This is a genomic window from Marinobacter suaedae, assembly GCF_030519635.1.
In the GTDB taxonomy this organism is placed as follows: domain Bacteria; phylum Pseudomonadota; class Gammaproteobacteria; order Pseudomonadales; family Oleiphilaceae; genus Marinobacter; species Marinobacter suaedae.
In genome coordinates this window covers 1,722,661-1,748,018 of sequence record NZ_JAUMIS010000001.1, presented here as the reverse complement: position 1 = coordinate 1,748,018, position 25,358 = coordinate 1,722,661, and the positions used below count along the sequence as shown (strand labels likewise).

The 25,358-nt window shown below is 59.4% G+C and carries 23 protein-coding genes; 15 read left to right on the top strand and 8 right to left on the bottom strand.

All coding sequences use genetic code 11. The features are described from left to right. Nucleotides 1–2: 2 nt before the first annotated feature. Genes QVZ43_RS07955 through QVZ43_RS07935 form a run of 5 tightly spaced genes read left to right on the top strand, consistent with a single transcriptional unit; the run spans nt 3 to nt 5,285 of the window. On the top strand, nt 3–986 hold the full coding sequence (locus QVZ43_RS07955) for a DUF58 domain-containing protein (RefSeq protein WP_302909501.1): 984 nt from the start codon (nt 3–5) through the stop codon (nt 984–986). Then, nucleotides 983–1,468 (top strand): DUF4381 domain-containing protein, encoded by a 486-nt coding sequence (locus QVZ43_RS07950; RefSeq protein ID WP_302909500.1) that lies wholly within the window; start codon nt 983–985, stop codon nt 1,466–1,468. Before QVZ43_RS07955 ends, QVZ43_RS07950 begins: the two co-directional genes overlap by 4 nt. Then, the gene (locus tag QVZ43_RS07945; protein WP_302909499.1) at nt 1,455–2,465 is read left to right on the top strand and encodes a VWA domain-containing protein; all 1,011 of its coding nucleotides are present in this window, start codon (nt 1,455–1,457) and stop codon (nt 2,463–2,465) included. Before QVZ43_RS07950 ends, QVZ43_RS07945 begins: the two co-directional genes overlap by 14 nt. Next, nucleotides 2,455–3,981: a VWA domain-containing protein gene (locus QVZ43_RS07940; protein WP_302909498.1), complete on the top strand. Its 1,527-nt coding sequence runs from the start codon at nt 2,455–2,457 to the stop codon at nt 3,979–3,981. The genes QVZ43_RS07945 and QVZ43_RS07940 overlap by 11 nt, the downstream gene beginning before the upstream one ends. Continuing rightward, nucleotides 3,978–5,285 carry a BatD family protein gene (locus tag QVZ43_RS07935; protein WP_302909497.1) on the top strand — a complete coding sequence of 436 codons (1,308 nt, stop codon included), beginning with the start codon at nt 3,978–3,980 and terminating at the stop codon, nt 5,283–5,285. The genes QVZ43_RS07940 and QVZ43_RS07935 overlap by 4 nt, the downstream gene beginning before the upstream one ends. Here the strand turns inward: QVZ43_RS07935 and QVZ43_RS07930 are convergent. The 5 genes from QVZ43_RS07930 to QVZ43_RS07910 form a co-directional block, all read right to left on the bottom strand. Next, on the bottom strand, nt 5,282–7,576 hold the full coding sequence (locus QVZ43_RS07930; protein ID WP_302909496.1) for a tetratricopeptide repeat protein: 2,295 nt from the start codon (nt 7,574–7,576) through the stop codon (nt 5,282–5,284). The two genes, QVZ43_RS07935 and QVZ43_RS07930, sit on opposite strands and share 4 nt — an antisense overlap. 192 nt (nt 7,577–7,768) lie before the next feature. Continuing rightward, on the bottom strand, nt 7,769–10,189 hold the full coding sequence (locus tag QVZ43_RS07925; RefSeq protein WP_302909495.1) for an efflux RND transporter permease subunit: 2,421 nt from the start codon (nt 10,187–10,189) through the stop codon (nt 7,769–7,771). A 4-nt stretch (nt 10,190–10,193) separates the two neighbouring features. Continuing rightward, nucleotides 10,194–11,150 (bottom strand): WD40/YVTN/BNR-like repeat-containing protein, encoded by a 957-nt coding sequence (locus QVZ43_RS07920; RefSeq protein ID WP_302909494.1) that lies wholly within the window; start codon nt 11,148–11,150, stop codon nt 10,194–10,196. Between the two features lie 65 nt (nt 11,151–11,215). Further along, nucleotides 11,216–12,568 carry a DUF1329 domain-containing protein gene (locus QVZ43_RS07915; protein ID WP_302909493.1) on the bottom strand — a complete coding sequence of 451 codons (1,353 nt, stop codon included), beginning with the start codon at nt 12,566–12,568 and terminating at the stop codon, nt 11,216–11,218. A gap of 23 nt (nt 12,569–12,591) precedes the next feature. Then, nucleotides 12,592–14,457, bottom strand: coding sequence for a DUF1302 domain-containing protein (locus tag QVZ43_RS07910; protein WP_302909492.1), 1,866 nt, complete (start codon nt 14,455–14,457; stop codon nt 12,592–12,594). Nucleotides 14,458–14,749: 292 nt separating this feature from the next. Between QVZ43_RS07910 and QVZ43_RS07905 the strand changes: the two genes are divergently transcribed. The 10 genes from QVZ43_RS07905 to QVZ43_RS07860 all read left to right on the top strand — a co-directional run bounded on the left by QVZ43_RS07905 (nt 14,750) and on the right by QVZ43_RS07860 (nt 23,329). Beyond that, a complete protein-coding gene (locus tag QVZ43_RS07905; protein WP_302909491.1) occupies nt 14,750–15,772 on the top strand; it encodes an AraC family transcriptional regulator in 1,023 nt (340 codons plus the stop codon). Nucleotides 15,773–15,844: 72 nt separating this feature from the next. After that, on the top strand, nt 15,845–17,002 hold the full coding sequence (locus tag QVZ43_RS07900; protein WP_302909490.1) for an iron-containing alcohol dehydrogenase: 1,158 nt from the start codon (nt 15,845–15,847) through the stop codon (nt 17,000–17,002). A gap of 28 nt (nt 17,003–17,030) precedes the next feature. Further along, nucleotides 17,031–17,498: an acyl-CoA thioesterase gene (locus QVZ43_RS07895; RefSeq protein ID WP_420890894.1), complete on the top strand. Its 468-nt coding sequence runs from the start codon at nt 17,031–17,033 to the stop codon at nt 17,496–17,498. A gap of 320 nt (nt 17,499–17,818) precedes the next feature. Beyond that, nucleotides 17,819–18,514 (top strand): ABC transporter permease, encoded by a 696-nt coding sequence (locus QVZ43_RS07890; RefSeq protein WP_302909488.1) that lies wholly within the window; start codon nt 17,819–17,821, stop codon nt 18,512–18,514. Next, nucleotides 18,507–19,217 (top strand): ATP-binding cassette domain-containing protein, encoded by a 711-nt coding sequence (locus tag QVZ43_RS07885; RefSeq protein WP_302909487.1) that lies wholly within the window; start codon nt 18,507–18,509, stop codon nt 19,215–19,217. Before QVZ43_RS07890 ends, QVZ43_RS07885 begins: the two co-directional genes overlap by 8 nt. 30 nt (nt 19,218–19,247) lie before the next feature. After that, nucleotides 19,248–20,045 carry an ABC transporter substrate-binding protein gene (locus QVZ43_RS07880; protein WP_302909486.1) on the top strand — a complete coding sequence of 266 codons (798 nt, stop codon included), beginning with the start codon at nt 19,248–19,250 and terminating at the stop codon, nt 20,043–20,045. Between the two features lie 68 nt (nt 20,046–20,113). Further along, the gene (locus QVZ43_RS07875; RefSeq protein ID WP_223795334.1) at nt 20,114–20,986 is read left to right on the top strand and encodes a formate dehydrogenase accessory sulfurtransferase FdhD; all 873 of its coding nucleotides are present in this window, start codon (nt 20,114–20,116) and stop codon (nt 20,984–20,986) included. Between the two features lie 9 nt (nt 20,987–20,995). Beyond that, nucleotides 20,996–21,583 carry a molybdenum cofactor guanylyltransferase MobA gene (mobA, locus tag QVZ43_RS07870; RefSeq protein ID WP_302909485.1) on the top strand — a complete coding sequence of 196 codons (588 nt, stop codon included), beginning with the start codon at nt 20,996–20,998 and terminating at the stop codon, nt 21,581–21,583. Beyond that, complete coding sequence (gene mobB, locus QVZ43_RS07865) at nt 21,580–22,080, top strand: molybdopterin-guanine dinucleotide biosynthesis protein B (protein WP_223795332.1); 501 nt, start codon at nt 21,580–21,582, stop codon at nt 22,078–22,080. The genes mobA and mobB overlap by 4 nt, the downstream gene beginning before the upstream one ends. A 1-nt stretch (nt 22,081) precedes the next feature. Continuing rightward, on the top strand, nt 22,082–23,329 hold the full coding sequence (locus QVZ43_RS07860; RefSeq protein ID WP_302909484.1) for a molybdopterin-binding protein: 1,248 nt from the start codon (nt 22,082–22,084) through the stop codon (nt 23,327–23,329). On the opposite strand, the gene QVZ43_RS07855 is transcribed toward QVZ43_RS07860, so the two are convergent. Genes QVZ43_RS07855 through QVZ43_RS07845 form a run of 3 tightly spaced genes read right to left on the bottom strand, consistent with a single transcriptional unit; the run spans nt 23,330 to nt 25,349 of the window. After that, on the bottom strand, nt 23,330–23,806 hold the full coding sequence (locus QVZ43_RS07855; RefSeq protein ID WP_302909483.1) for a DUF6505 family protein: 477 nt from the start codon (nt 23,804–23,806) through the stop codon (nt 23,330–23,332). Continuing rightward, nucleotides 23,803–24,507 (bottom strand): biotin/lipoate--protein ligase family protein, encoded by a 705-nt coding sequence (locus tag QVZ43_RS07850; protein WP_223795329.1) that lies wholly within the window; start codon nt 24,505–24,507, stop codon nt 23,803–23,805. Before QVZ43_RS07850 ends, QVZ43_RS07855 begins: the two co-directional genes overlap by 4 nt. Beyond that, the gene (locus QVZ43_RS07845) at nt 24,504–25,349 is read right to left on the bottom strand and encodes an Mrp/NBP35 family ATP-binding protein (RefSeq protein ID WP_263283140.1); all 846 of its coding nucleotides are present in this window, start codon (nt 25,347–25,349) and stop codon (nt 24,504–24,506) included. Before QVZ43_RS07845 ends, QVZ43_RS07850 begins: the two co-directional genes overlap by 4 nt. Between the last annotated feature and the right edge of the window lie 9 nt (nt 25,350–25,358).

The window sequence follows — 25,358 nt, the reverse complement described above, 5'->3', positions numbered from 1 at the left end:
CCATGCGCTCAGGACCAGCCCCACTCAAAAAGCCCGACACCGACGAAAGCCTGCTGGACGATCCCGCGGTTTACGTCGACCTGCGCCGACTGATGGGTCTGGAAACCGAAGGCAGACTGATAAATTTCCGACCTCCCTTCGGCCACAGCAGTCAGTTGACGGGACACCACAAGTCCCGTCTTCGCGGGCGCGGTTTGGACTTTGAGGAACTCAAGCATTATCAGCCTGGCGACGATCTCAGACATCTGGATTGGCGGGCAACCAGACGGACCGGGAAACCGTTTGTGCGCAGCTTCACCGAAGAGCGGGATCGCCCCACCCTGGTGGTATGCGATCAGCGCATGGACATGTTTTTCGGATCGTCCCTGAACTTCAAATCCCTCACCGCCGCCGAGCTGGCTGCCCTGGTGGCATGGAGCGCCTTTCACTCGGGGGATCGGGTCGGCGGCCTGGTGTTCAACGATCAGTGGGTTGAAACGGTCCCCGCGCATCGCTCCCGGCAGCGCCTGCAACAGTTTTTTGCGACGGTTGTTCGGCACAATCGGGCACTCCATGCGCAACAGCCCGGCCGGATCGACCACACCACGCTCGATCAGGTGCTGATCCGCTGCCTGAACATGGCCCATCATGACCACACCATCTGCCTGATCAGCGATTTTTCGGGGATTGGTGAATCCACACTCCGGCGTATGCGCCAGCTTTCGCAACACAACAATGTGATTGCCTTTCAGGTGTATGACCCCGTTGCCCTGAACCTTCCCCAGAGAAGCCGGGTCACGTTAGTTGACGGAAACCTTCAGGTGCCACTGCATCTTGGCAAAAAGTCGATCCACAAGCCGGTTGCCGATTTCCTGAAAGGCCGGCTGGCCAGGGTGGCGGACCTGATGCGCAAGAGCCGAATTCCTCTTTGCATGATCAGCGCCGGTGAAGCTACCGCAGGGCAATACCGGCGCGCCCTGGCCGGCCGCGCTGGAGGGCAGCGATGAGCCTGTCCCAGCAGTTGGCTGGTCTTAAGGAACTGCCGCCGCCGGAGATGCCCGGCCTGTGGCCGCAGACCTGGGGCTGGTGGCTGCTGTTTTGTCTGATTGGACTGGCGTTCGTGGCGCTTGTCGCGCGTCGTTTTCGCACCCACTACCGCAACCGCTACCGGAGGGAGGCACTGGCTGAGCTGGACGAACTTGAGCAGGCATGGCGGCAAAATCCGGCCCATGTCGCACCCCTGCGAACACTGCCAAGCCTGCTGAAACGAGTGGTAATTTACCTGTACGGGAAAGCCAGCACCGCTGCGCCCCCACAGTCGCTGGCAGTGGCCCTGAGTGAACTGGCACACCATCCTCTGACGGAGGATCTGGGCAGCCGCCTTGCTGATCTGGCCTACGCCCCCGACCACCGTTTGCTGGCGCTGGATCCCGAGGACCTGCTCCAACAAACCCGCCTCTGGCTGGAGACTCATCATGTTCCAGCTTGAATACCCGTACCTTCTGCTGCTGACCCCATTGCCCTTGCTGGGATATCGTTTCCTGCCCCCCTACCGGCAGGAGCATTCGGCACTGCGTGTTACCTACACCCATGAGCTCCACTCGGCACTGCCTGGCTCGGTGGAAGCACGCGCATCAGGCCGTCATCATCTGTGGTTATTTGCGTATTGGGTGGCATGGCTGCTAGCACTCGTCGCCGCAGCGAGGCCGGTTGAGTTGCCATCTCCGATAGTTGTTGAGGAACCCACCCGCAGCCTGGTTCTGGCGATCGATCTATCCCAGTCGATGGACACCAGCGATTACCGGCAAGTGGACGGTTCAACCACCGATCGGCTGTCGGCGGTCAAAGCCGTGGTCGGAGACTTCATTCAAAGGCGCCAGGACGATCGCATCGGCCTTCTGGTGTTTGGTGACCGGGCGTTTGTGCAGGCCAGCCCAACCACCGACCATGCCACAGTCTTCCGACTACTGACGGAAACGACCACTGGCATGGCCGGCCCAAGCACGGCCATTGGCGATGCGATCGGACTGACCATACGCATGCTTGAGGAGGACATCGAGGGCGATAATGTCTTGATCCTGCTTACCGATGGAAACGACACCGCCAGTCGAATTCAGCCGCTCCAGGCGGCGAACATCGCGGCCCGCAAGAACCTTCGGATTTACACCGTCGCTGTCGGCGATCCCGATACCGGCACTGAGGATGCGGTGGATATTAAAAGCCTGCAGGCTATTGCCACGGCGACCGGCGGCCAGTTCTTCCTGGCCTCGGACCGGGAGGCCCTGGCGTCGGTCTACGCAACACTCGACGAACTGACGCCCCGACAGAGCACCACCCTGTCGTTCCAGCCAAAAATCGAATGGTTCTGGCTACCCTTGGCGCTGTCCTCGGGGTTACTGCTTCTGGTTTTGGCGATTGAAATTATCCGCGATCGAAGAACGGGGGTGGTGGATTTGCCGAAGAAAGAGGTGGCTCATGGGGATTGATCTGGAGGTGCTGCACCTGCTGCGGCCCTGGGGCCTGATTTTCACGGTGGCAGGCGGACTGCTTCCATTGCTCTGGCGCCGTTACCAGGCCCGAACCAGTCACTTTTCCGAACTCATCCCGGAGCGTCTGGCACGCCATCTGGTGGTAAAAACCGATAATTCGCACAGGTTTCGCCCGATACATCTGCTCAGTGCATTGCTCATTCTGGGGGGGCTTGGCGTTGCGGGTCCGAGCTGGGATAAACAGCGACCCGCCTTCATGGAGAACAGCGCGCCGATTATCCTGGCGGTGGATCTGTCCAACAGCATGAATCGGGCCGACGTCACACCTTCGCGCCTGGAGCTGGCCAAAGCGAAGGCCCGGGCGCTGGTTTCACGCAATCCATCGACCCGGTTCGGCCTGATCGCCTACGCCGGCTCGGCCCACCTTGTGCTGCCGCCGACCCGTGACGCCGACTTGATCAATCTGTACCTGGAAGCCCTCTCGTCGGACCTGATTCCAGGCCCGGGGCGGAATACGTCGGCTGTGGTGAAAGAAACTAAAACGCTGCTGGCCGCCAGCCAGATCCCGGGCACGCTGGTTTTCATCACCGATGGCATCGACCCGGCGCAAGCCCGGGGCACCCGCCAGCAACTGCAGGGTTCACACCTGCAAGTGCTGATGCTGATGACAGCGGCGGACAACCCGGAAACGCCGGACACCACCGAGGCCATGAAACGCTTTGCTGATACCATCAACGCGGACATCGCCAGTACCACGGCCAACAGCGATGACCTTCGGTGGCTGGAGCTTTCCGCCCTCCTGCACTTCCGTGATGCCGGGCTCCAGGACGCCGGCCTGCACTGGAAAGACATGGGCTACTGGCTGGTGTGGCCCATTCTCGCCCTGACTCTACTCGGCGTGAGACGAGGCTGGTCCCTGCCGGCGGTTGTCCTCGCTCTGCTCCTAAACAGCCCGGGGTTCGTGCCGCCAGCCACAGCGGGCCCGTTAGCCGATGCCTTTCTGACACCGGATCAGCAAGGACAACTGGCCTATGAGGCAGGCAGGTTCGCAGACGCTGCCCGGCTGTTCCAGGATCCGTATCTGCGTGGTCTGGCCGCGTACCGGGCCGCACAGTACGACCAGGCTGTCGCCAGTTTCCGGCAAGTGGACACCGCACAGGCCTGGTTCTACCGGGGTAACAGCCTTGCCAAGCAGGTGAAGCTGAAACAAGCCATCAGCGCTTACGAGCAGGCACTGAGCCGGCAGCGGGACTTTCCGGCCGCAAGGGACAATCTGGATACGGTCCGCGAACTGCAAAGCAGCCTCGAACAGCAGCGCAGTGAAACTCCGGATATGAGCGCCGATGACGTCACGTTCGATTCCGAGCTCGATCAGGGTAAGCAGCGGGAGGAGGCCCAATCCCGGTCGCTGACCGAAGCGGTGTGGCTGGAAAACCTGAGCACCTCGCCCAAGGCCTTTCTGCGCCGCAAGTTCCAGTACCAGAATCATTCAGGCGGAGGCTCTGAACCATGAGTATCCGAATCGCCCTCTGGCTACTGCTGATAGCGCCCTGGGTGGCATACGCAAGCCCGGAGTACTGGCTCGAAACACGCCTGGAACCGGGTAACGAGGTGACCGTTGGCAGTACTGCAACGCTGGAGATTGATGTTCTTGTCGACACCTGGTTTGTCGAACCGCCGCGTTTCGAACCCTGGACGCTTGCAGGTGCCCGAATAACCTTCGACGGATCGCAGGGGCGCAACCTGCACCGTTCTCGGGACGGCAAGCCCTACTATGGCCTCACCTTCAGTTACCAGATTGTTCCCACAAGAGCCGGCGAGTTTCAGATTCCGTCGCTGACGCTGAACCTGAAGGCGGGCCGGGCCGAGGGGGCAACGTCCCTGCAGACTGAACCCGTCAGGTTTGAATCAAAGCTTCCGGCGGCCCTTGCGGGCCGCGGCCCTACGCTGATGGCGTCATCCGTGGAGGCGATCCAGAGCGTTCGCCCGGAGCCGTCCAGGCTGGCCGTCGGTGCCGTCTTGACCCGTGAAGTGACGCTCAAGGCCATGGGCGCCCGAACGATCACCTTTCCCGCCCCGGCGATTCCGGATCCCAAGGGGGCAAAGGGCGAGCGCAAGCCTCCTGTGGTCACTGACCTGACCAATGAGCGCGGCCAGGCAATCGGCGCACAGCGGATTGATACCATCACCTATGTGCTGGAATCCCCCGGAAAACTGACCTTGCCGTCGTTTTCCGTCACCTGGTGGGACACTTCCAACGGCAAGCTCACCGAAACCCCCATTCCTGCCACAGAAGTGATGGTGCAGCCGCCCTCCCGGGCGTCTTCGCCATTTTCGACGGAATCGAAACTGGCGACATTGCAGCGGCGTGTAGACGGCCATTTGCCAGCGTGGCTCTGGTCGGCGGTGGCATTGGCTCTGGTGTGGTCGGCCCGGAGACCACTACTGCAAGGATTCCGAAAGCTTCATCGTTGGCTACAGAAAATGAAGGCCCGATGGCAAAGTTCGCGGTTGCATCTGCGTTATCGCGCCCACTGCCTGCTTAACAACAATCCTCCGGACCTGATAGGCCTCTACCGGCTCCAGGCCCGGAACCGTCGATTAGAGCGGTTGCTGCCGAACGTTGACCAGGACCTTGCGCCGAGAAAACGCGAGGAAATAAAGCGGGGGCTCAGCGAATGCTTTGGCGAAAACCCGGCTCCGGCTCGCGGTCAACGAAGACTCAGGCGTGTTATTGGCGCTCTGGCGAAACGGCCTGGGCCCCTCCGGAGAAAACCGCAGCGCCGAGTGCTACCTCCCCTCAACGAGGCGGATTAATTTAATCGCCGTTCCAGATCCCGGATTAACGACCTGACCTGAGGATCACCCGGGGCCACCCGCTGCAGCCGGCGGGCGTAGTCCAGCGTCTCCCGCATCCGCCCCTGCTGGAGCGTGACAAACACCATGGCATTGAGCAGGCCCGGATCCTCAGGGTGTCTGGACAACCCTTCAGAGAGCACCGTTTCCGCGCTTTCAAGCCTGCCCACGCGGGCAAGAACAAGGCCATGGTTATAGGCAACTCTCGGGTTGCCGGGATTCAGCGAGCTGGCCTGTTCAAACCGCGACAATGCCTCGGGAACTCTTCCTGCTTCTACCAGCGCAAGCGCCAGCAAATAGCCCAAGTGCCCACGATCCGCTTCCGGGATATCGACGCGGGCAACGCCCTCTTCCAACACCTCGATCGCAGTCTCGATTTGTCCCTGTTCACTGGCCAGGCTGGCGAGATTGACACGGGCTGGAGTGAAAGCTGGATCCATACTCAGCGCCTCCCGGTAGTGCGCCATGGCCTCGGAAGGCCGCCCCGCTCGCTGGAGATAGGTGGCAAGATTGAGACGGGTGCCGGGCAGCGTCGCCAGTTCATGCAGGCGGCGCTCGTAATCTTCCCTCAATGATTCGACATGCGCCCGTTCGTGCTCAGGAAAGGCCGACAGCTCGACCCCCGCCAGCGCCCTGAGGGCCTGGTCCCTGACGGCCCTCGGCTGATCCTCTGACAAGCTCGGTCCCAACGCGCCCAGGCGCCGGTCTTCAGGCAGTTGGGCGGTGCTGTTGGCCGCGTACGCCTGAACCAGAGGCTCATCCGACAGCAAGCCCGAACGCACTGCAGAGCCCGCCCGCGACCCAAAGTTTGCGAGGTGTTCAGCCGCGGTGGCACGCGCGATCGCCGGTGCCTGGGAATCCCGGATCAATCCGGCGAGGCGGAGGAAGGCGTCATCCTGTGCCTGTCGGAAGGCGCCAAGCGCCTGGGCGAAATGGGGTGGTTGATTGGGCCAGTCGTACCAGCGATCAATGGCCTCGACGGCCCACTCGGGAGTCTTGTCATCGTGACAGCCATTGCAGGCGTTGGGGCTGCCGGTACTCAGCGTGAGATCCGGGCGGGGAACGCGGAAGCTATGGTCGCGCCGGGGGTCGACCACCATGTAGGTTTTCTCCGGCATATGGCAGTTGACGCACTGAGCGCCTTCCGAGCCCATTGGGTGGTGGTGATGGTCCTGCGAGGCGTAATCGCCTGACTGCAGGGAGGGGAAGCGCTCGGGTGGTTGGGCATTGTGGCATTGCAGGCACAGACCGTTGCCCTCGACGAGTACTTCGGCCGTATGAGCATCGTGGCAGTCCAGGCAGGTCACACCAGCGGCAGACATTTTGCTCTGCGCAAACGAACCATAGACATAGACCTCGCCATCGATCTGCCCGTCGGGGTGGTACAGGTCCGGCCGCAAGGTCGCCGGCAGAGCCTTATCCAGGTAGGACTCGTCGGCGTGCTGCCCGTCTTTGAGTGCCTGCCGCCGGCTGTGGCAATAAGCGCAGGTTTCCACCACCTGATCAGAGCTCATGGCATCGAAATCCACTTTCAGGCCGTAGTTGCCATGACCTTTTCCCTCATTGGCCGGCTCCGCCTGATTTTCAGCCCAGTCGACATGATCACGCCCGGGACCATGGCAGCCCTGACAGCCGACGTTCTGCTCCTGCCAGGTGGTGGCGAAGGTGTCGTTTTGGGCGTCGTAATTCATCTTCAGGAACGTAGAGTGGCAGTCCGCACACATGGCGTTCCAGTTCTGGTAGCGCCCGGTCCAGTGCAAGGCATCGTCGGGCGCAAATTTCTGCCCCGGGTAAAGGGAGAACCAGCGCTGACCGCCCTCGTCCCCGGTCCTCGTATCCCAGGCGATGGTGAGTGCCTGCAGTCGGCCGCCGGAAAACTCGACCAGGTACTGCTGCAGGGGAAAATAACCAAAGGTATAGGCAATCCGGAATTCCCCCGGCTTTCCGCTATCGTCCTCGGTGGCGACCCAGTACTGTCCCTCTCGTTTGAAAAAGCGAGCACTGACAGCACCGTCGCTGAACGTGGTGTCATCAAAGGCACCCAGCACCCACTCGTCGGTAGCCGGGCGCATGGCCCAGGCGTGATCGGAACCGGACCAGGCAGCCGCCTCACTCTGATGGCAACCGGCGCAGGTATCGGTCGGCACGTAACCGGCGTTTTCAGCCGATCGCCCCGGTGTGGCCTGCGCCGAGATCGTTGAAGGCCACAACAAGGCGAACAAAATAATTATCAATGCACGAGAGAGCAGCATTCGAAAAGAGCCGTTTCTGTTTTTGGAAGCTTAAAGGCGAGTTGGTTGAATGGGCAACAAAAAAGCCACCCGTAAAGGGTGGCAAGATTAAGGAAACTCGACGCAAAACGAGCAAGCCCGCACTCATCGGGGAGGCGAGAGATCAATGAACTTTCTCCCCTCCCCGCGTCCAAGCGTTCCATAGCCGGGCGCTCAGTTGCTGATCGGCTCCCCGCTACAGACGCCGTCCTTGTCGCTGACGGGGCGTCCTTTTTCCGCTTCTGATCGGGCGGTGCTTACCGTTTTTCGGCCACGAAACAGAACCGCGGCGATCGCCGGCAGCAACAGAATGGCACCGAACAGGTTTACCAGGAACATGAAGGCCAGCAAGATGCCCATGTCCGCCTGGAACTTGAGATCCGAGAAATACCAGGTGGCGACCGACACGGTCATGGTGAGCGCCGTAAAGGCCGACGCGGTGCCCCGCTGTTTCAGGGCCTCGAAGAAGGCCTCCTGGACACTGGCATCACGATCCAGCTCATGCTTCATCCGCTCGAACAGGTAAATGCCGTAGTCGATGCCGCTGCCAACACCCAGCGCGATAACCGGCAGCGTGTTGACCTTAAGACCAATCCCCAGCAGGGACATAAAGGCATTGCACAGCAGGGTGACCAACGCCAGCGGCAGAATAATGCACAGGCTGATTCTAAAGCTTCTGAACATCGCCAGGCACAACAGGGTTACCGACACAAACAGCGCGGCATTGACCCAGGGATTGGCCGCGGTGACCGCCTCGTTTGTGGCCGCCATGACCCCCACGTTGCCCGCCGCCAGGCGGTAGGTCAGCTCATCATTGTCGTAAACCGATTTGAACGATTTGATGGCTGACACAATGCCGGAAATGGTCTCGGCCTTGTGATCACTCAGAAAGACCGACATGGCCATGGCATCGCAATCGGCATTCATCATGGTGCTGCCGTTACGGGTGGCGAATGCCACACCCTGGGCTACCTGAGCCTTGTTGCCAGGTACCACGTGCCATTTCGGGCTGGTTTCGGCGTAGTTCTGGGTGACACCCTTGACGAATCCCGGCAGCGCACCAACGGAAGCCACGCCCGGCTGTTGGCGGAGGAACAGTTCAAATTCCTCCAGTTGCTGCATGATATGGGGCTGGACACAGGGCATGTTGTCGCCCTTGGCTTCAACAATTACCTGCAGTACGTCGACACCGACAGAATACTGCGAGGTTACGGCTCTGACGTCCTGGTTATACCGGGCGTTGTCCCGGAGCTCGGGCACACCGTCGCCCAGGTCACCCACATGCATCTTGCCCGCCTGATAGATACCAAAACCCGCCAGCACCAGGGCGCAGGCAATCGGCACATAGGACTTGGGCGTGGTAGCCAGCACACTGAGCTTTTCCCAGAACCAGTAATGGGAGCCCTTACGGGTTAGCCGGTCCAGTGCATGCTCGTCCAGTTTGATCATGGACAGCAGCGGCGGCAGCACCAGGGAGTTGGTGAGAATCATCACCCCGACACCGAGGGTGGCGGTCAGTGCCAGTTCATGAACCATTTCGATATCAACGAAGGCAATCACCAGGAAACCGAGCACATTGGCGGCCAATGCCACCACACTGGGCACCAGCAGATCGCTGAGACTGTCTTCGGCTGCATGGCGGATATCCGCACCCTGCAGTACATCCAGCTTCCAGGCATTGCACATCTGCACCGCGTGGGAGACAGCGATGGCAAAAATCAGGAACGGCACCAGGATCGACATGGGATCCAGAGTCAGTCCCAGCAAGGGCAGCAGACCCAGCAACCAGACCACCGGTACCGCCGCAGTAACGAGCGTCAGGGCCGTGAGTCGCTTGGAGCGCGTGTACCAGTACAGAAGGACGGCAATGATCAACACCGCGACGGCGAAAAACACCAGTACGCCCCGGGCACCGTTGGCAATGTCGCCAATGGCTTTGGAGAAGCCAATGATGTTGACCGTGATATCGTCCGTCTCAAGTTGCGCCCGAATCTCCTCGAGCCGGTTCCCGACCGCCTGCAGGTCAATGCGCTCGCCGGTATCGGGATTGACCTCCTGCAGCGTGGCGACAACCATGGCCGACTGGAGATCGTTGGACACAATCCGGCCAACCCAGTTGGATTTCAGGGTACGCGAACGGATTTCCCGCAGTTCCTGTTCGGTGCCCGAGTAGTCGGCCTCTATCAGGTTACCCCCGGTAAAGCCCTCCTCCACGACTTCGGAATAACGGGCGTTGGGCGTAAACAGGGACGTTACAGAGCTACGCTCTACCCCTTCCAGATAGAACACCTCCTCGGTGGCCTTCTTCAGGGCAGCCAGGAAGTCTTTCTCGAAAACGGTTCCCTGCTCGTTACGCAGGGACACCATGATCCGGTTCGCACCAACGAACTCGCCCTGGTAGTCGAGGAACGTTGACATGTATTCATGGCTGAGCGGAATCATTTTCATGAAACCGGCCTCAACACGCAGTTTACTGGCTGAATACCCCAGCCCCAGGGTGATCAGGGCCATGATGACGAGCAACAGGCGACGATGACGCAAGACCGCCTGAGCTAGTTTTCGGGTGAACCCCTGTTGAGTATTGGTTGCCTTCATCACGTTATTCCCCACTTGCTTGCCACAGGCGCACGCCGGCAGTGCTACCAACCAACCATTTGCCATTCAGACGGGAAGCTGCGGTGATATCGCCTGGCATACCGCTGCGCTGGGACGGCGCGAAATGGCGTCCATCGTCCTCGCTGACCAAAACCTGGCCTCCGTTACCAAACAGGTAGACCTCATTCCCGGGGCCAATGCCGTGGGCATTGAACGCGACTTTCGTGTCTACCGGGCTTTTTTGCCAGCTCGCTCCCCGATCTTCGCTGCGCCAGATCTGGCCGCGCATACCGTAGAGCAGCCAGGCACCGTCCGGTGTTTGCAGGCCACCGAAGAAAGAACCCTCGTAGGGCGATTCCAGTCGTGACCAGCTGTTACCAGCATCCTCGCTGACAAACAGTGAGCCGCTTTCGCCAATCAGCAGCCAGTCTCCGCCAGCCTGCGCGATGGTATACAGGTGGCGATCGAAATAGTCTTCGGAAATCGACACCGGCTGCCAGCTCAGGCCGCCATCGTCGGAGCCCATGACCAGACCAAAGGCGCCGACTGCCAGAAACCGGTTATCGCCAAGGTGGGCGACATCCATGAACGGGTCACCCCGGGTGTGATCACTGGCGTCAATCGAGGTCCAGGTTTCACCGTCATCGGTGGTGGCCAGAATCACGCCACCATGACCGACGGCAACCCCATGCCCCCCGGTACCAAAGGCAATTCCCATCACCGACTGCGGCGCGGGAAGACGCTGGCTTTTCCAGGCATCGGGGTTGGCTGCGGAACTGGAGAGCAGAACCCCACGCTCGCCAACGGCATAGTTGCCCTTGTCGGTGGTGGAAATATCAAAAATGGCTACGTGGTGCGGGGAGATTTCATACTCTAGTGGCGGTGTCTCCCCCCAAACTGTTTGGGCAGACGAACCCATGACGAGAGCCAGCAGGCCCGCGCCGAATTTGTAATTGGACATGACACGAGTCCCGGGTTGGAAAAGAAGTGAAGGGGGGCGGGAACCAAGGTCCCCGCCCTGCTCTCTTAGCGGCCGCGGCGGCGCAGAGCGTCTGGCTGGAATTCGATGTAACGTCCCTTGACGCCGAACTCCCAGGGGTCTTCCACCTCGTTGGCCAGGTTGGAAATCAGGTATGAGCCGTTATTCAGGTCGTGGAACAGGTTGAACCGGTACCAGGGCACCTTGGCGTCATAGAACTGAATCAGGCCATGCAGGCTGGCACGCCACAGATCGCCACGGGTGTCGTAGGCGTCTTCCATCAGCACAGACCAGGAGTCCTCGTCCAGGTAGAAGGTACGCTTGCCATAGATATGGCTGCTGTCGTCCCGAAGCGTCGCTTCAACCACCCAGACCCGGTGAAGCTCGTAGCGCATCAGATCCGAATTGATGGTGTTGGTCTCGAGGATATCTTCGTAGCTCAGAGACTTGTCGCTCAGCTTGTAGGTGTTGTAGGGCACAAAGATTTCTTTTTTGCCCTTGAGCTCCCAGTTGTAACGATCCGGTGCGCCGTTGTAGGCATCGAACTGATCTGTGGTACGCAGCCCCTCGGTGCCATCGTTGGCGTTGTCGTAGGCCAGGTCCGGCGCCCGACGCACGCGACGTTGGCCAACGTTGTAGATCCAGGCCGAACGCACTTCCTTGACCTGGTCGATGGGCTCATGAACCAGCTGAATGGTGCCTTCCAGCGTGGGCGGGTTGGTGAATTCCGCCATGTAGTTCAGCAGGCGGTTTTCAGACTGGCGATCCATATTCTCGTCGAATACGCGCTTTTCGTGGAAACCCACCTTGTAGTAATCGCCGTTGGCGCGGACCGGGAACCAGTTGTACTTGCGGTCCACACCGCCGCCCAGGTAACGGACGTTATGGTTCCAGATGGCTTCCAGACCGTTCTCCGGAATAGGAAACGGTACGTTCGAACCATTCAGGTTTTTGACGCCGAAGCCCTGCAGCTCAACCTTGTCGGCCTGCTCCTTGATGTTGGCGTAGACCTCTTCAGGGAGCGCCGCGGTGCGGCGGGTCTGGTACACCGGCATCTTAAAGTTGTCGTACTTCTTGAGCAGGGCAATCTGGCCCTCACTCAGGTTGTCCCGGTACTGATCCAGGTTGTCACGGGTAATCGTGAACAGCACCTGGTCCCCGGGGAAAGGATCCGCGTAGCCCTGCTCCGGGTCCCAGCCCTCAGGCGGAGTGGTGAGCCCACCGGTCCAGGCAGGGATGGTGCCTTCTTCATTGCCGTTGGGGTTGGCACCCACCGGGGTCAGCTCATTACCCAGCTTGGCAACTTGTTCCTGCGTCAGGTCTGCCAGAACGGGTCCGGCGACGGCGAAGGCGGTGGAGAAGGCAACCGCCCTGGCGAGAGAATTTCGAACAGTCTTCATATCATTGACCTCAAATTCTTGTTTTAGAAGGTGTAGCTGTAGTTAGCAGAGGCATAATCCCGGTCACGCAGATCGTTGTAGTCTGCGGAGTCCGCGAAATGCACGTAGCTGAGACCGAACTTGTGGCGCTTGAGGTAGGTAAAATCCGATCCGAGCGCAGCTGAAATGCGACCTTCCTTGAACTGGCCATCAAGCGCGTTGCCCTTGACGTCGTGGCCAACGAACAGGGAGGGCTGAACCAGCATGCCCAGGCCGAACGGATTCTGGTAATCCAGAGAACCGCGGATCCGATACCCCCAGGAGAAGTCGGTGACATACCCGTCGTTCCGACAGCCTTCCGGCGAGGTGTTCGCGCCAATGGCACAGGGGTCGGCGCCGCCCGCCAGATCCTGGTGCTGACCGAAGCCAAAGGTAAAACCGCGGCCGTAGCGACGATCGGTGAAGGAATCCGGGATATCCCCGCCATACTGGAAGCCGACTTCGGCAATCAGCAGAGCCGTTTGCGCGCCCAACACATTGGACCACAGGTTCAGACCGTTGATCTGGAACTGAGTTTTGTCGAAGCGGTCGTAGCCTTTTACGTTGGCGTTGGCACCCGCGTTCTGGAAGGTTTCACCCATGGGGCCTGCGCCGGTGGCAGCGCCAACCACCAAATCAGCACCGTTGATAATGACTGGCAGGTCCTTGGTATGGGTCAGCTCAGCGCCCACTGACCAGCTGGCGATATTGGATGCCGCACTGATACCGTAGAGCTGGATATCCTCCGGGTACACCCAGGCGACGTCTGCCGGCGTAAGCCCGGCAGCCTCGAAGGCCTGGAACGGGAGACCTCTAAACCCAGCATCACTTGCTGAGCCGAAACCACTGCCCGTGTTGACGTTGAGCATGGGGAATTTGGAGTGATAGTTGATTGCGTACAAACCGAATTCGGTCTGGATAGCATCAACCGGGAAACGAAGCGCCAGACCAAACTGTCCCTGGTCATCGGTGTCGTTGCGGTCAGCCTGGGGGTAATAGGTTCCGTTCTGCAGATCCTGCGGACTGGAGCCCGGCCCGACACCAACAGCAGAGACGCAGCCGCCAACGTTAGGCGAAATGGCGCTTTCTGTGACTGCCCAGTAGTGGCCGCAACCCTCGACAGGGGAATTCTGCCACTCGAACTGGTAGTAGGCCTCAACCGATACGCCGCCGCCCAAGCCCAGGTTGGCGTAAAGCATATTGCTGGGCAGCAACACCTCTCTGAGCTCGGTGCCCGGACGCCGGAACGCCGGCACATCGATCGGGTTAATGCCCTGGTTGACACCCTGGATGAACAGGCTTTCACCCCAGTTCACTACCTGCCGGCCCAGCCGAACCTGCAGAGGGCGATAGTTAATATCCCAGGTGTTGTAAACGAAGGCATCCATCAACTGAATGCCAGAATATTTCAGCAGGTTATCGTAACCCCGGTCGGACAACGGCTCACCCTGCTGGTAGCCGTTTGCCTGGTTGCCAAAGCGGACGTCCTTATCTTCCAGCGCCTGGTCGTACCAGCCTTTTACCCGAACCAGCGCCCCCATGTAGTCCTTCTCGAGAGACAGTTCGGTAAGAAACTTGGCAACGGTGGAAAAGCGATCCCCCTTGTCATAGTTCAGGTTGCCGCCGTCGGACTTGCCGCCGGTGCCGGGCTCTTCGCCCACGACCGCAGCATTCGCTGCCGAATACAGCGCCGGATCCGGGTCCTGCATACGCCAGCTGGAGCCAATTGAGACAGTGGTATTTAACGCACCATCCCACTCCCCCGCATCGAAGGTGAAGCCGTTGGCCACACTGGAAAAGCCGCCCAGGGCCGTCGCCAATGCGACACCGGCGGATAGTCTGCTTAAAGAAAAGATCTTATTACCGTGCATCGTGGTCTGACCTCCCACGCATAGAATCGACACTCTATGCGAATTTTGTTTTTATGGTTGAGACGGCACAGTATTGCCAAGCACGCATAACGGTGTTTGATCTGTGATGACAAACTTTTAGCTTTTGACGCCAAGACAGGTCAGACTAAAAAAATTAGAATGAAGGGAAGAGGATCCATCAAAATAAAAAGGCCGCCCTCGACACCAGCTTCGGATAGCAGCAGGCGGCCATCCCTAAGGTCCTCAGCAGGTTCGAGAAACAGTATTTAGAACAAAAAGTTGCGAGAACAGAATGACCCATACGATGCTCCGCGCCCGGTCCATGACGGGGGTAGCTGAAACCATCAGGGAATTGGGCGGTGACCCGAAAAGTTTCCTGGCGGACTTTCATCTCAACGAGGAGATGAGCAGCAACCCCAAGCAAATGATTCCCTACCTGACCCTGATTCAGATGCTTGAAAGGGCGGCCGTGGATTTCAACTGTCCGGACTTCGGGATTCGGGTGGGTCTCAAACAGGGGCTTAGTGTACTCGGCCCCATCGCCGTCATCGCCGAAAACTCGGCAACGGTCGAGAATGCACTGCAGCACATCATCAAATACATCAGCTACCACAGCCCGTCCATCCACTTGCGATTGGACCCGCCTACCCCGGAAAAGTATCGCGGGCTTCACTTTGAAATAGCGATCACTCAGGGGCAGACTCGCGCTCAAACCATCGAGATGAGTCTGTTATTGGCAACGAAGGTGATCCGTGCGCTGATCGGTGACGAAAATCGGATGCTGCCGGTTCATTTCCGCCACCCCAGAGTGAGCCCGCTGGCTCGTTATCGAGCGGCCTACAAAACACCTGTGACCTTTGAAACCAACTCGAATACTGTATACATACCAACGGACGCACTGGCAGGGGAGATTCACAGCCGGGATCCGGCGCTCAAGCAGATGATGGAAGAGTATGTTACCCAGAATATCGATACCACGGCTTACTCACTGCAGGAAAACGTTCGTTCCCTGGTTATCTCACTATTGCCGCTGGAACGGCGCTGTACCATTCCACTGATTGCAAAGCATCTGGCACTGAGTGAGCGGACACTTCAGCGCCGACTCAAGAAAGAGAACATCGTGTTTGAAGGCCTGGTCGATGAGGTGCGTCGCGAATTGGCAAAAGACTATCTCTCGGATCAACGAATGACGATTAGCCAGATTGCCGGCCTCATCGGTTATGGGCAGCAAAGCTCCTTCAACCGGGCCTGCATGCGCTGGTTCGGTAAATCGCCCAAAACCTTCCGGGAGGAGGTAGCCGTCACTAGCCATTAGAGTAGCGCTGGGTGCCACAACTGCCGATGGTAGAGGCAATGCCCCTCTCTCCTCACTCGACCAGGAGGAATCATGACTGGATTTACCTTCAACACAACCAAGAGCGTTATCTGCGAACCGGGCGCCATCAAACGCCTGGGCAATCTTGTCAGTGAACAGATTGGCAAACGGGTGTTGCTGGTTACCGACTCTGGTTTGATCAAGGCCGGCTTGCTCGAAGCGGCCACCTGTGCTCTCGACGAAGCCGGCGTGCAGTATCGTGTCTTTGACGGGGTCATCGCCGATCCGCCGGTCGCCGTTGTTGACGCGGCTGTTGCTGAGGCCCGGGCTGCCGAAATCGACGGTGTTATAGGCTTTGGCGGTGGCTCGTCCATGGACGTAGCCAAGTTGATCGCCCTGCTGATGGGTGGCGGAGAAAAGCTGGACGACATCTATGGCGTGGGCAATGCCAAAGGACAGCGACTACCGCTCATCCAGATCCCGACAACCGCCGGCACCGGCTCGGAGGTCACCCCCATTTCCATCATCACGGTGGGTGAAACCGAAAAAAAGGGTGTGGTTGCTCCCCAGCTTCTGCCAGACATTGCCCTGCTCGACGCCGAGTTGACACTGGGCCTTCCCGCCCCGGTGACCGCGGCAACCGGCATTGACGCCATGGTTCATGCCATTGAAAGCTATACGTCAGCCTCCGCTAACAACAATGCGGTCTCAAAAGCCCTGGCCCGGGAAGCCCTGCGACTGCTAGGCGCCAATATTGAAACCGCCGTGAAGAACGGGCGGGATGTGCAGGCCCGGTCTAACATGCTGTTGGGCGCCATGCTCGCTGGCCAGGCTTTCGCCAACTCACCGGTGGCGGCCGTCCACGCCCTCGCATACCCGATTGGCGGCATCTTCCACGTTCCCCATGGCCTGTCGAACGCTTTGGTACTGCCCCACGTGATGCGCTTCAACGCCAGTGCATGTGCCGATGCCTATGCCACGTTGGCCACCGATGCCTTCCCGGACCTCACATCCGTGCCCGCGGAGCAGCGGGTAGGACAGTTCATCGACCGGCTGGAGGCGCTGAGCGCCGATCTGGGTCTGGAACAGACGCTGCGAGAGGTAGGAATCAGTGATTCTGACCTGGTAAGACTCGCTTCCGATGCCATGAAACAGACCCGGCTGCTGGTAAATAACCCAAGGGACGTGTCCGAAGCCGATGCCCTGGCAATCTACAAGGCCGCGCTCTGAACCGATTGACTGTACAGGTTGCAATGGCATGAGCCGGAGCGCTGATTTACTCGCAGGGAGCCCCAAGGTGGAACGAAGCGACTTTCCGATTTTCTATCCCATGCAGACTCGCTGGATGGACAACGACATCTATGGGCACGTGAACAACGTGACCTACTACTCGTACTTTGACTCGGCCATCAACCGTTTTCTGATAGAAAAAGGCGGGCTTAACATCCACGCCTCAGACGTGGTCGGTTTCGTGGTCAGCTCAAACTGCCAGTTTCGAAAACCACTTGCGTACCCTGACGCCATTTCCGTTGGGCTTCGCGTTGCGAAGATCGGCCACAGCTCGGTGACCTATGAAACCGGCATCTTCAGAGATTCTGAAACCGAGGCATCGGCGTATGGCCAGGTCGTGCATGTCTTTGTCAGCAGAGAACACAACACAGCTACCCGCATACCGGAGTCTATTCACCAGGCTCTGGAGCAGATCGTCGTCCACCATTTCGATTAGATCTGAAGGACAGGTCCAGTTCGTGCACGGTCGTCGAGCCGATCATAAAAATCCGTCAGTCGGGACTGAGCGTCGTTCAAGAAACCTTTTTGCTGAACCAAAACACCTCTCCCTAATGTCTGATCGATTCGATACTGGCATCTCAGGCAGCGCGCTTAACGGCCGGGGACGCCAACAGGATAGACCGAAATGAGAGGATCTTACTTACTGAAACGAAACACTTTTTTTCTACAATTCAGTTGACTGCAAAGCAAACCCCTGCAAATCTGAGGGATAGAGCGTGCAATCTTCGACTTACTGGTGCAGGACTCCGCCTATACATGGATGCTTTGGCTGAAGCCTTTCGACTGATTATCACGCTGGATGCGGATCTGTACGAGATTCTCTGGCTGTCCATCCGGGTCAGCCTGGTCGCGCTGGCCATTGCAGCTGTTATCGGCTTGCCACTCGGAACCTACCTGGCGATCACCGACTTTCCGGGACGCAAACTCTGCATTCTTTTGCTCAACGCCCTCATGGGCATGCCTCCGGTTGTGGTGGGGTTGATGGTGTACCTGCTGCTGTCACGCTCCGGCCCCCTTGGCTGGATGGGTCTGCTGTACACACCAACGGCGATGATTATCGCGCAGGTGGTGTTGATCACACCGATCATCGCGGCCCTGTCGAATCAGGTGATCGAAAGCCTTCATCAGGAATACCACGACACCTTCTACTCAATGGGGGTAACCGGGCGCCGTGCGGTCGCTGCCTACCTGGTGGATGCCCGTTACGCGCTGACCACCTGCATTCTGGCCGGCTTCGGCCGGGCCATTGCCGAGGTGGGTGCGGTCATTATCGTTGGAGGAAACATCGATCACCTGACCCGTGTGATGACCACCGCCATCGCCCTGGAAACCTCAAAGGGTAATCTAACCCTGGCCCTGGCCCTGGGTGCGGTTCTGCTGACCATGTCACTGCTGGTTAATGCCTTGGTGATCGGTGTTCGTGAATACGCGGAGAAGCGCCAGTATGCCTGATTCGTTGTTACCCATTCGCATCTCAGACCTGCGCCTGAACAAGCGAGACAGAGCGGTGCTGGATGGCGTGGACCTGACAATCGAGGAACCCGGCATCACCGTCATCATGGGGCCCAACGGTGCAGGTAAGAGCCTGCTGCTGCGCTGCCTGCATGGGCTGATCCAACCGGACCACGGGCAAATTACCCTTGGCCAGCTTAAAGTCACAGACAGCCGCAACCAGCAGGCCATGGTCTTTCAGCAACCCGTCCTGCTACGCAGAACCGTGCTGCAAAACCTGGCCTTTGCGGCACCCGAGATGGCCAGGACTGAACCCAAACGACTGATGCAGGCACTGGAATCGGTCCTGCTGGCGCACCTGGCCGACCAACCGGCCCGGATGCTGTCCGGTGGTGAGCAGCAGCGGCTTTCACTGGCGCGGGCGCTGCTGGGCAAGCCCGCCCTGCTGCTGCTCGACGAAGCGACCGCCAGTCTGGACCCCGCGTCCGTGCTGCTGATCGAATCCCTGCTCAAAACCCAGATCGCCCGGGGAACCAAGGTCATTCTGGTCAGTCATGATCAGGGACAGGCACGCCGACTGGCCGATGAAATCGTGTTTATATCGAATGGGCAGGTCGCCGAGCAAAGCCCGGCGGATGCGTTTTTTGCCGCGCCCAGAACCCCGGTGGCCAAAGCGTACCTGGCCGGTGAAATTCCATGTTAGGGATAAACAATAACTATAAGGAGCACCACCATGAAACAGATGCTCGCCTGCCTTACATTGATATTCAGCACGTACACAGTGGCAGACACCCTCATCGTCCAGTCCACCACATCTACCAAAAACAGCGGCCTGTATGACTATCTGCTGCCATTGCTGAAAAAAGATACCGGTATTCAGGCAAATGTGGTTGCAGTAGGTACAGGCCAGGCGATCAAGAACGCCATGCGCTGTGATGGTGACGTACTGTTGGTGCACGCCAAGTCCGCCGAGGAGGAGTTCGTCGCACAAGGCTACGGGGAATATCGCCGGGACCTGATGTACAACGACTTTGTCATCGTCGGCCCGGGGTCCGACCCTGCCGGTATAGCCAGCGCCAGCAATGCGGTTGAGGCCCTTGGCCGAATCAAAGCGGCCGGCGCCAAGTTTGCCTCTCGCGGCGATGATTCTGGCACCCACAAGAAAGAACGCGCATTGTGGGAGAAAGCCGGTATCGACCCGGATGCCGGGTCCGGCCAGTGGTATCTGGAAACGGGCAGCGGCATGGGTGCCACCCTGAATACCGGTGTGGGCCTGACAGCCTACGTACTGACCGACAGGGCCACCTGGATCACGTTCGCCAACAAGCAGGATGCGGTCATTCTGTTTGAAGGAGACCCCGCCCTGTTCAACCAATACGGCATCATCCCGGTAAGCGCGGACAAGTGTCCGAAAGTGAAACAGGATGCCGCCAGGGTCTTTACCGAGTGGTTGTTGTCCGCAACCGGACAAGCTGCCATTGCCGCCTATGAAGTTGATGGCAAACAGTTATTTTTCCCGAATGCCAACTGAGGTATTGGCCGCTGGCACCGGTCATCTAGACTTAAAGAAGTGATGTTCCTGAAAGGATTACAACAATAATGACGATTTCATCCCTGCTCCCCAATCCCTCCGATCCCCGGCTGTCCCGCCAGGTTACCGGGATTGATGAAACCGGCCAGGCCAAGTCCATCAGCGTGATCGAAGAACGCCCCCTGACCATCTACCTGAACAGCCAGGAAATCGTGACAGCCATGACCATTGGCGATTACCCCGAATACCTGGCCCTCGGATTTCTGCTGAACCAGGGCATGCTGAAAGACACCGATCAGGTCACCAGAATCGATTTCGACGAAGAGCTGGAAGTCGCGGTGGTACGCACCGCCGGAACTACAGACGTCGAGGACAAACTGCAGAAAAAAACCCGAACCTCGGGCTGCGCCGTCGGTACAGTATTTGGCGATATGATGGCCGGGCTAGACGGGCTGTCCCTGCCAGATACACCGGTGCACACCAGCACCTTCTACGACCTCTCCTTCAAGATTAACCATACCCCCAGCCTGTATATGGAAACCGGTGCCATTCATGGCACTGCCCTGTGCCACGGACAGCAGGTTCTGGCGTATATGGAAGACGTCGGGCGCCACAACGCGGTCGATAAGATTGCCGGCTGGATGCATTTGAACGACATCCCGGCGGCGGATAAGGTGCTTTACACCACTGGCAGGCTAACCTCCGAGATGGTGATCAAGACCGCCCTGATGGGGATTCCCACACTCATCAGCCGGTCCGGCTTTACCGCCTGGGGTGTGGATATCGCCCAACAGGTTGGCCTGACCCTGATCGGCCGGATGCGTGGCAAGAAATTCACCTGCCTCAGCGGCCAGCACCGCCTGGTGTTTGATCAGGACCTGTCGCAGGTACCGGATGACGACAAAAAGATGCGTCGCAAGGGCGCACGGGACGATGGATAGGGACCGAACATGACGGATTGCGCAGTTATCCTGGCCGGTGGCCAGGCACGCAGGATGGGCGGGGGTGATAAAGGACGATTGATGCTGGGTGACCAGACCCTGATCCAGCGTGTCATAGATCGAATCACGCCGCAGGTCGATGCCGTTGTACTGAACGCCAATGGTGACCTGAGCCGCTTCGAGGATCTTGGCTTGCCCGTTGTCGCGGACTCCGTAACCGGCTACGCCGGCCCTCTGGCGGGCGTCCTGGCCGGCATGGACTGGGCGGCCGAGCAGGGGCATGAGTGGCTGATCAGTGTGGCCGCAGATACTCCGTCGTTTCCCCTGGACCTGGCGCAACGTCTGGCCGGAAAAGACACCCCTGTGGTGCTGGCAGCAACGCCGGACCCGGAACGGGGCCGCCTGCCCCAACCCACCTTCGGCCGCTGGCAGGTGGCTCTGCGGGACGATTTGCGTGCGGCCCTGAACGATGGCGTTCGTAAAATCCGGCAATGGACCCAGGCCCAGGGCGAATCGCTGGTGGTGTTCGGCGAAGACGACTTTTTCAATATCAACACACCGGAAGACCTGGCCTGGGCGGAGCAGAACCTGACGTGAAGGTGATAGGCATTGTAGGCTGGAAAAACTGCGGTAAGACGACGCTGGCCACCGCACTGATCCGGGAGATGTCTGACCGGGGTTTAACGGTCAACTCGATCAAGCACGCGCACCATTCAGTGGATGTGGACCAGCCCGGCACCGACAGCTACCGGCACCGTGAGGCGGGCGCCCGCGAGGTCATTCTGGTGGGAGGTCAACGCTTCGCCATCATGCATGAGCTGCGTGATACCGAAGAGCCAACACCGGAAGAACTGCTGGCCCGGCTCGGCCCTTGCGACTGGGTTGTGATAGAAGGGTTTAAAGCCCACGCGCACCCCAAGATTGAAGTCCACCGCCAAGACTGTGCCCGTGGCCCACTGCACCAGACCGACCCGAGTATTATTGCGGTGGCGACGGACTACCCGTCCGACTTCGCAGGGCCCGCTTTTGACCTGAACGATGTGCCCGGAATAGCCGACTTTATTCTGGGCCTTGATACCCATGAACGGAAATAACATGAAGCCACTGCGCAACGACTGCTTTGCCCTGCCCCCCGGCGTTAACTGGACGCCTGTCGAGGAGGCGCTCGAGCGGTTGCGTTCCCGGCTCCATCCGGTGGTGGGTGTGGAGCATGCCGTTCCGCTGTCCCGGGCCAATGGCCGGATACTGGCCAGCGATGTGATTGCCCCCCGCGCTCATCCTCCCAGCAGCAATTCCGCCGTCGATGGCTATGCGTTTGCCGGCCCGATTACCGAGGCACCCTGCACGCTGCCCCTGGTTGATGGCCGCAGTGCCGCCGGCGCGCCGTATACCGGCCGGGTACCCGCAGGCCACGCCATCCGGATCCTGACCGGCGCGGTGATTCCGGACGGCACCGACACAGTGGTGCTGGACGAAGACTGCGACGTGATCGACGGGCAGCTTCATCTGACAGGCACCCTCAAAGCCGGTGCCAACCGTCGCCAGGCCGGAGAAGACATTCAGGCACAGGACCGGATTCTCACCTCGGGGACGCGCATCACGCCAACCGGGATTTCAGTGCTTGCCAGCGTGGGTATTGAGTCGGTCGACGTCTACCAGCCGTTGCGCGTGGGCATTCTGTCCACCGGGGACGAGGTAAAGCCGGTGGGCTCGGCGGTCTCGGACTGGCAGATCTACGACGCCAATCACCCGATGCTCAGCGCACTGGTGGCACAGCTTGGCTATCAGGTGGTGGACCTGGGACATGTGCCGGACCGGGCCGACGAGGTCAAAGCCGCGCTCGAGCGAGGGGCCAATCAGTGTGACCTGATCCTGACCAGCGGCGGGATTTCGGCTGGCGATGAAGACCACGTTTCGAAAACTCTGAAAGCCCATGGCGAGATCAGCAACTGGCGTATTGCGATCAAACCCGGCCGCCCTCTGGCACTGGCCATGTTCCAGGGCACGCCTGTGGTGGGTCTGCCCGGAAACCCGGTGGCCGCCTGGGTGTGTGCGCTGCGCTTTGGCGCGCCCGCGATGGCATTGCTGGCCGGGGGCGAGTGGTTCGAACCCCAGGGTTATGTCCTGCCTGCTAACTTTTCCAAGAACAAGAAGCCCGGGCGCAGCGAGATGTTGCGCGCCCGGGTTCGCGATGGTCAGGTGGAAGTTTTTGGTTCAGAAGGTTCCGGCCGGGTCACCGGTCTGGCGTGGTCCGAGGGGTTGGTGGAACTCGACGGAAGCGCCCAGCAGATTGAGCCAGGCACTCCGGTTCGGTTTATTCCCTACGGCAGTTTCGGCCTCTAGTCACTCGACACTGCCATGCACCGCGAAGGCTTCCAGCGAGGCATCCTGCGGCGCCCGGGAGCGGTAGGTCTCTTCCACACCCAGTTCGGTCAGCTCGCGGCTCACCATAAGCAGGGTGTTGTCTTCAAAGTCTTCACACATGCTGCGCATCTGGTCGATTTCTTCGCAGGCAACGGGGTAGGCCGTATCGATGTCCGGCGCGCCATAGATCTCGACAAAGGTCTTCGCCAGGGTCTGACGCAACTGCTCCAGTTCTGCTTCGGTGATGTGGCAGACGCCAACAAAACTGGCGCGCCCGCCTGATTCGATGCTGTACCAACCGTTGCTGAACGCCTGACGGGCCTTGCCCATCAGGTCCGCTTCGGTCCAGTTGGAGAACTCGAACCCACCGGAAATCGCCCACTCACCGCTCGCCGCAGGCAATTCAAAAACGTTCTCATCGGATATATCGAGTCTCAGGGTTCGGGCCAGTTTCATGCACGCTCCGCGAATTCAATCAGGCTAACGGTTTCGGTCATAACACCCTCACGCAAAAGCATCCGGCCTTTTTCGTCCAGACCAACAAAGACACCGGGCCGTGGCTGCTCAATCATTTTACCCAGGGTGTCACATCTTGGCCGCCACTCGTCATGGACCCGCTGGAAACCGCTGTCCATGTAATAGGTCAGCCACAATAACGTGTGCTTGGACCAGCTTTCCAGCAACGCCATGGGAGTGATTTCCCCACAACCCTCGAAGTACAGACAGGTTTGGTTCGGGTTTTCTCCCGGCTCATCACCCGAAGGCAAAAACGGCACCTCAATGCCAATCACCAGCCAGTTTGGGTGGGCCTGGGGATCTGACACATCCGTGGCAAATCGAACGCCACCGCACACGGCTCCGTTGACCTTGATACGATCGGGCCACTGAAAATACACAGGCACCTCGGGCGGCGCCAGAGCCCCCAGACTCTCGGCCAGCCCGATCTGGGCCACATAGACGGCCTGAATGGCCTCTTCCAGGGGCGTTTCCGGTGCCAACACCAGTGCTGCCCGCAGAGTGTCACTGGATTCAGAGTAGAAAATTGTGCCTGAATCCACGCCGGCAATGGCCCGGCTCACAGCCTTGTCAAAAGGGTCTGTGTGTCTGGTAACCGCTTCACCCGAGAACAGCGGCGGAAACTGGGGCGATTCGATCATAGGATGGCCCGGGCGTAGGTATCGGAATGGATGATTTCGTCGGCGATGCGCTGAAAGGCCTGGGCCTGCGGGCTTTCCGGTTTGGACACTACGATGGGAACGCCCCCGTCGGAGCCAATGCGGATATCCAGATCAAGCGGGATGTCCCCGAGAAACGGCGCGCCCAGCTTTTCCGCCTCGGCCCGGGCGCCGCCGGAGCCAAAGGGATAGTGCTGTTTGCCGCAACCGTCGCAGACGAACGAAGCCATATTCTCGATCAGGCCAAACAGCGGTACTTCCATCCGTTTGAACATATCAATGCCCTTGCGGGCGTCCATCAGGGCGATGTCCTGGGGCGTTGATACCACCACCGCGCCCGCCACATGAAACTTCTGGCTCAGGGTCATCTGCACATCCCCGGTACCCGGGGGGAGATCCACCAGCAACACATCCAACCGGCCCCAATCCACCTGGTTCATCATCTGCTGCAACGCCCCCATCAGCATCGGACCGCGCCAGACAATGGCTTCATCATCCGGAGCCATCAGGCCAAGGGACATCAGGGTAACGCCATGATTCCGCAGGGGCAGGATGGTATGGCCATCCGGGCTGGACGGGCGGCCGGACACTCCGAGCATCCGCGGCTGGCTCGGCCCGTAAACGTCGGCATCCAGCAGGCCAACCTTCAGCCCCTTGGAAGCCAGTGCCACCGCCAGATTAGACGATACGGTGGATTTGCCAACGCCACCCTTGCCGGAGGCAATGGCAATAATGCGGTCGATCCCCTGGGGATTTTTATCCTGTGGCCGTGGGGCGTCGGTACCGATCAGGTTGTCTTTACCAACCTCGGTGTATTGAACCATGGTATGTCC

Bases quoted from the DNA above. Each gene is read 5' to 3' on its own strand.
- QVZ43_RS07955 (WP_302909501.1), top strand. From the start codon at position 3: ATGCGCTCAGGACCAGCCCCACTCAAAAAGCCCGACACCGACGAAAGC.
- QVZ43_RS07950 (WP_302909500.1), top strand. From the start codon at position 983: ATGAGCCTGTCCCAGCAGTTGGCTGGTCTTAAGGAACTGCCGCCGCCG.
- QVZ43_RS07945 (WP_302909499.1), top strand. From the start codon at position 1,455: ATGTTCCAGCTTGAATACCCGTACCTTCTGCTGCTGACCCCATTGCCC.
- QVZ43_RS07940 (WP_302909498.1), top strand. From the start codon at position 2,455: ATGGGGATTGATCTGGAGGTGCTGCACCTGCTGCGGCCCTGGGGCCTG.
- QVZ43_RS07935 (WP_302909497.1), top strand. From the start codon at position 3,978: ATGAGTATCCGAATCGCCCTCTGGCTACTGCTGATAGCGCCCTGGGTG.
- QVZ43_RS07930 (WP_302909496.1), bottom strand. From the start codon at position 7,576: ATGCTGCTCTCTCGTGCATTGATAATTATTTTGTTCGCCTTGTTGTGG.
- QVZ43_RS07925 (WP_302909495.1), bottom strand. From the start codon at position 10,189: ATGAAGGCAACCAATACTCAACAGGGGTTCACCCGAAAACTAGCTCAG.
- QVZ43_RS07920 (WP_302909494.1), bottom strand. From the start codon at position 11,150: ATGTCCAATTACAAATTCGGCGCGGGCCTGCTGGCTCTCGTCATGGGT.
- QVZ43_RS07915 (WP_302909493.1), bottom strand. From the start codon at position 12,568: ATGAAGACTGTTCGAAATTCTCTCGCCAGGGCGGTTGCCTTCTCCACC.
- QVZ43_RS07910 (WP_302909492.1), bottom strand. From the start codon at position 14,457: ATGCACGGTAATAAGATCTTTTCTTTAAGCAGACTATCCGCCGGTGTC.
- QVZ43_RS07905 (WP_302909491.1), top strand. From the start codon at position 14,750: ATGACCCATACGATGCTCCGCGCCCGGTCCATGACGGGGGTAGCTGAA.
- QVZ43_RS07900 (WP_302909490.1), top strand. From the start codon at position 15,845: ATGACTGGATTTACCTTCAACACAACCAAGAGCGTTATCTGCGAACCG.
- QVZ43_RS07895 (WP_420890894.1), top strand. From the start codon at position 17,031: ATGAGCCGGAGCGCTGATTTACTCGCAGGGAGCCCCAAGGTGGAACGA.
- QVZ43_RS07890 (WP_302909488.1), top strand. From the start codon at position 17,819: ATGGATGCTTTGGCTGAAGCCTTTCGACTGATTATCACGCTGGATGCG.
- QVZ43_RS07885 (WP_302909487.1), top strand. From the start codon at position 18,507: ATGCCTGATTCGTTGTTACCCATTCGCATCTCAGACCTGCGCCTGAAC.
- QVZ43_RS07880 (WP_302909486.1), top strand. From the start codon at position 19,248: ATGAAACAGATGCTCGCCTGCCTTACATTGATATTCAGCACGTACACA.
- QVZ43_RS07875 (WP_223795334.1), top strand. From the start codon at position 20,114: ATGACGATTTCATCCCTGCTCCCCAATCCCTCCGATCCCCGGCTGTCC.
- mobA (WP_302909485.1), top strand. From the start codon at position 20,996: ATGACGGATTGCGCAGTTATCCTGGCCGGTGGCCAGGCACGCAGGATG.
- QVZ43_RS07860 (WP_302909484.1), top strand. From the start codon at position 22,082: ATGAAGCCACTGCGCAACGACTGCTTTGCCCTGCCCCCCGGCGTTAAC.
- QVZ43_RS07855 (WP_302909483.1), bottom strand. From the start codon at position 23,806: ATGAAACTGGCCCGAACCCTGAGACTCGATATATCCGATGAGAACGTT.
- QVZ43_RS07850 (WP_223795329.1), bottom strand. From the start codon at position 24,507: ATGATCGAATCGCCCCAGTTTCCGCCGCTGTTCTCGGGTGAAGCGGTT.
- QVZ43_RS07845 (WP_263283140.1), bottom strand. From the start codon at position 25,349: ATGGTTCAATACACCGAGGTTGGTAAAGACAACCTGATCGGTACCGAC.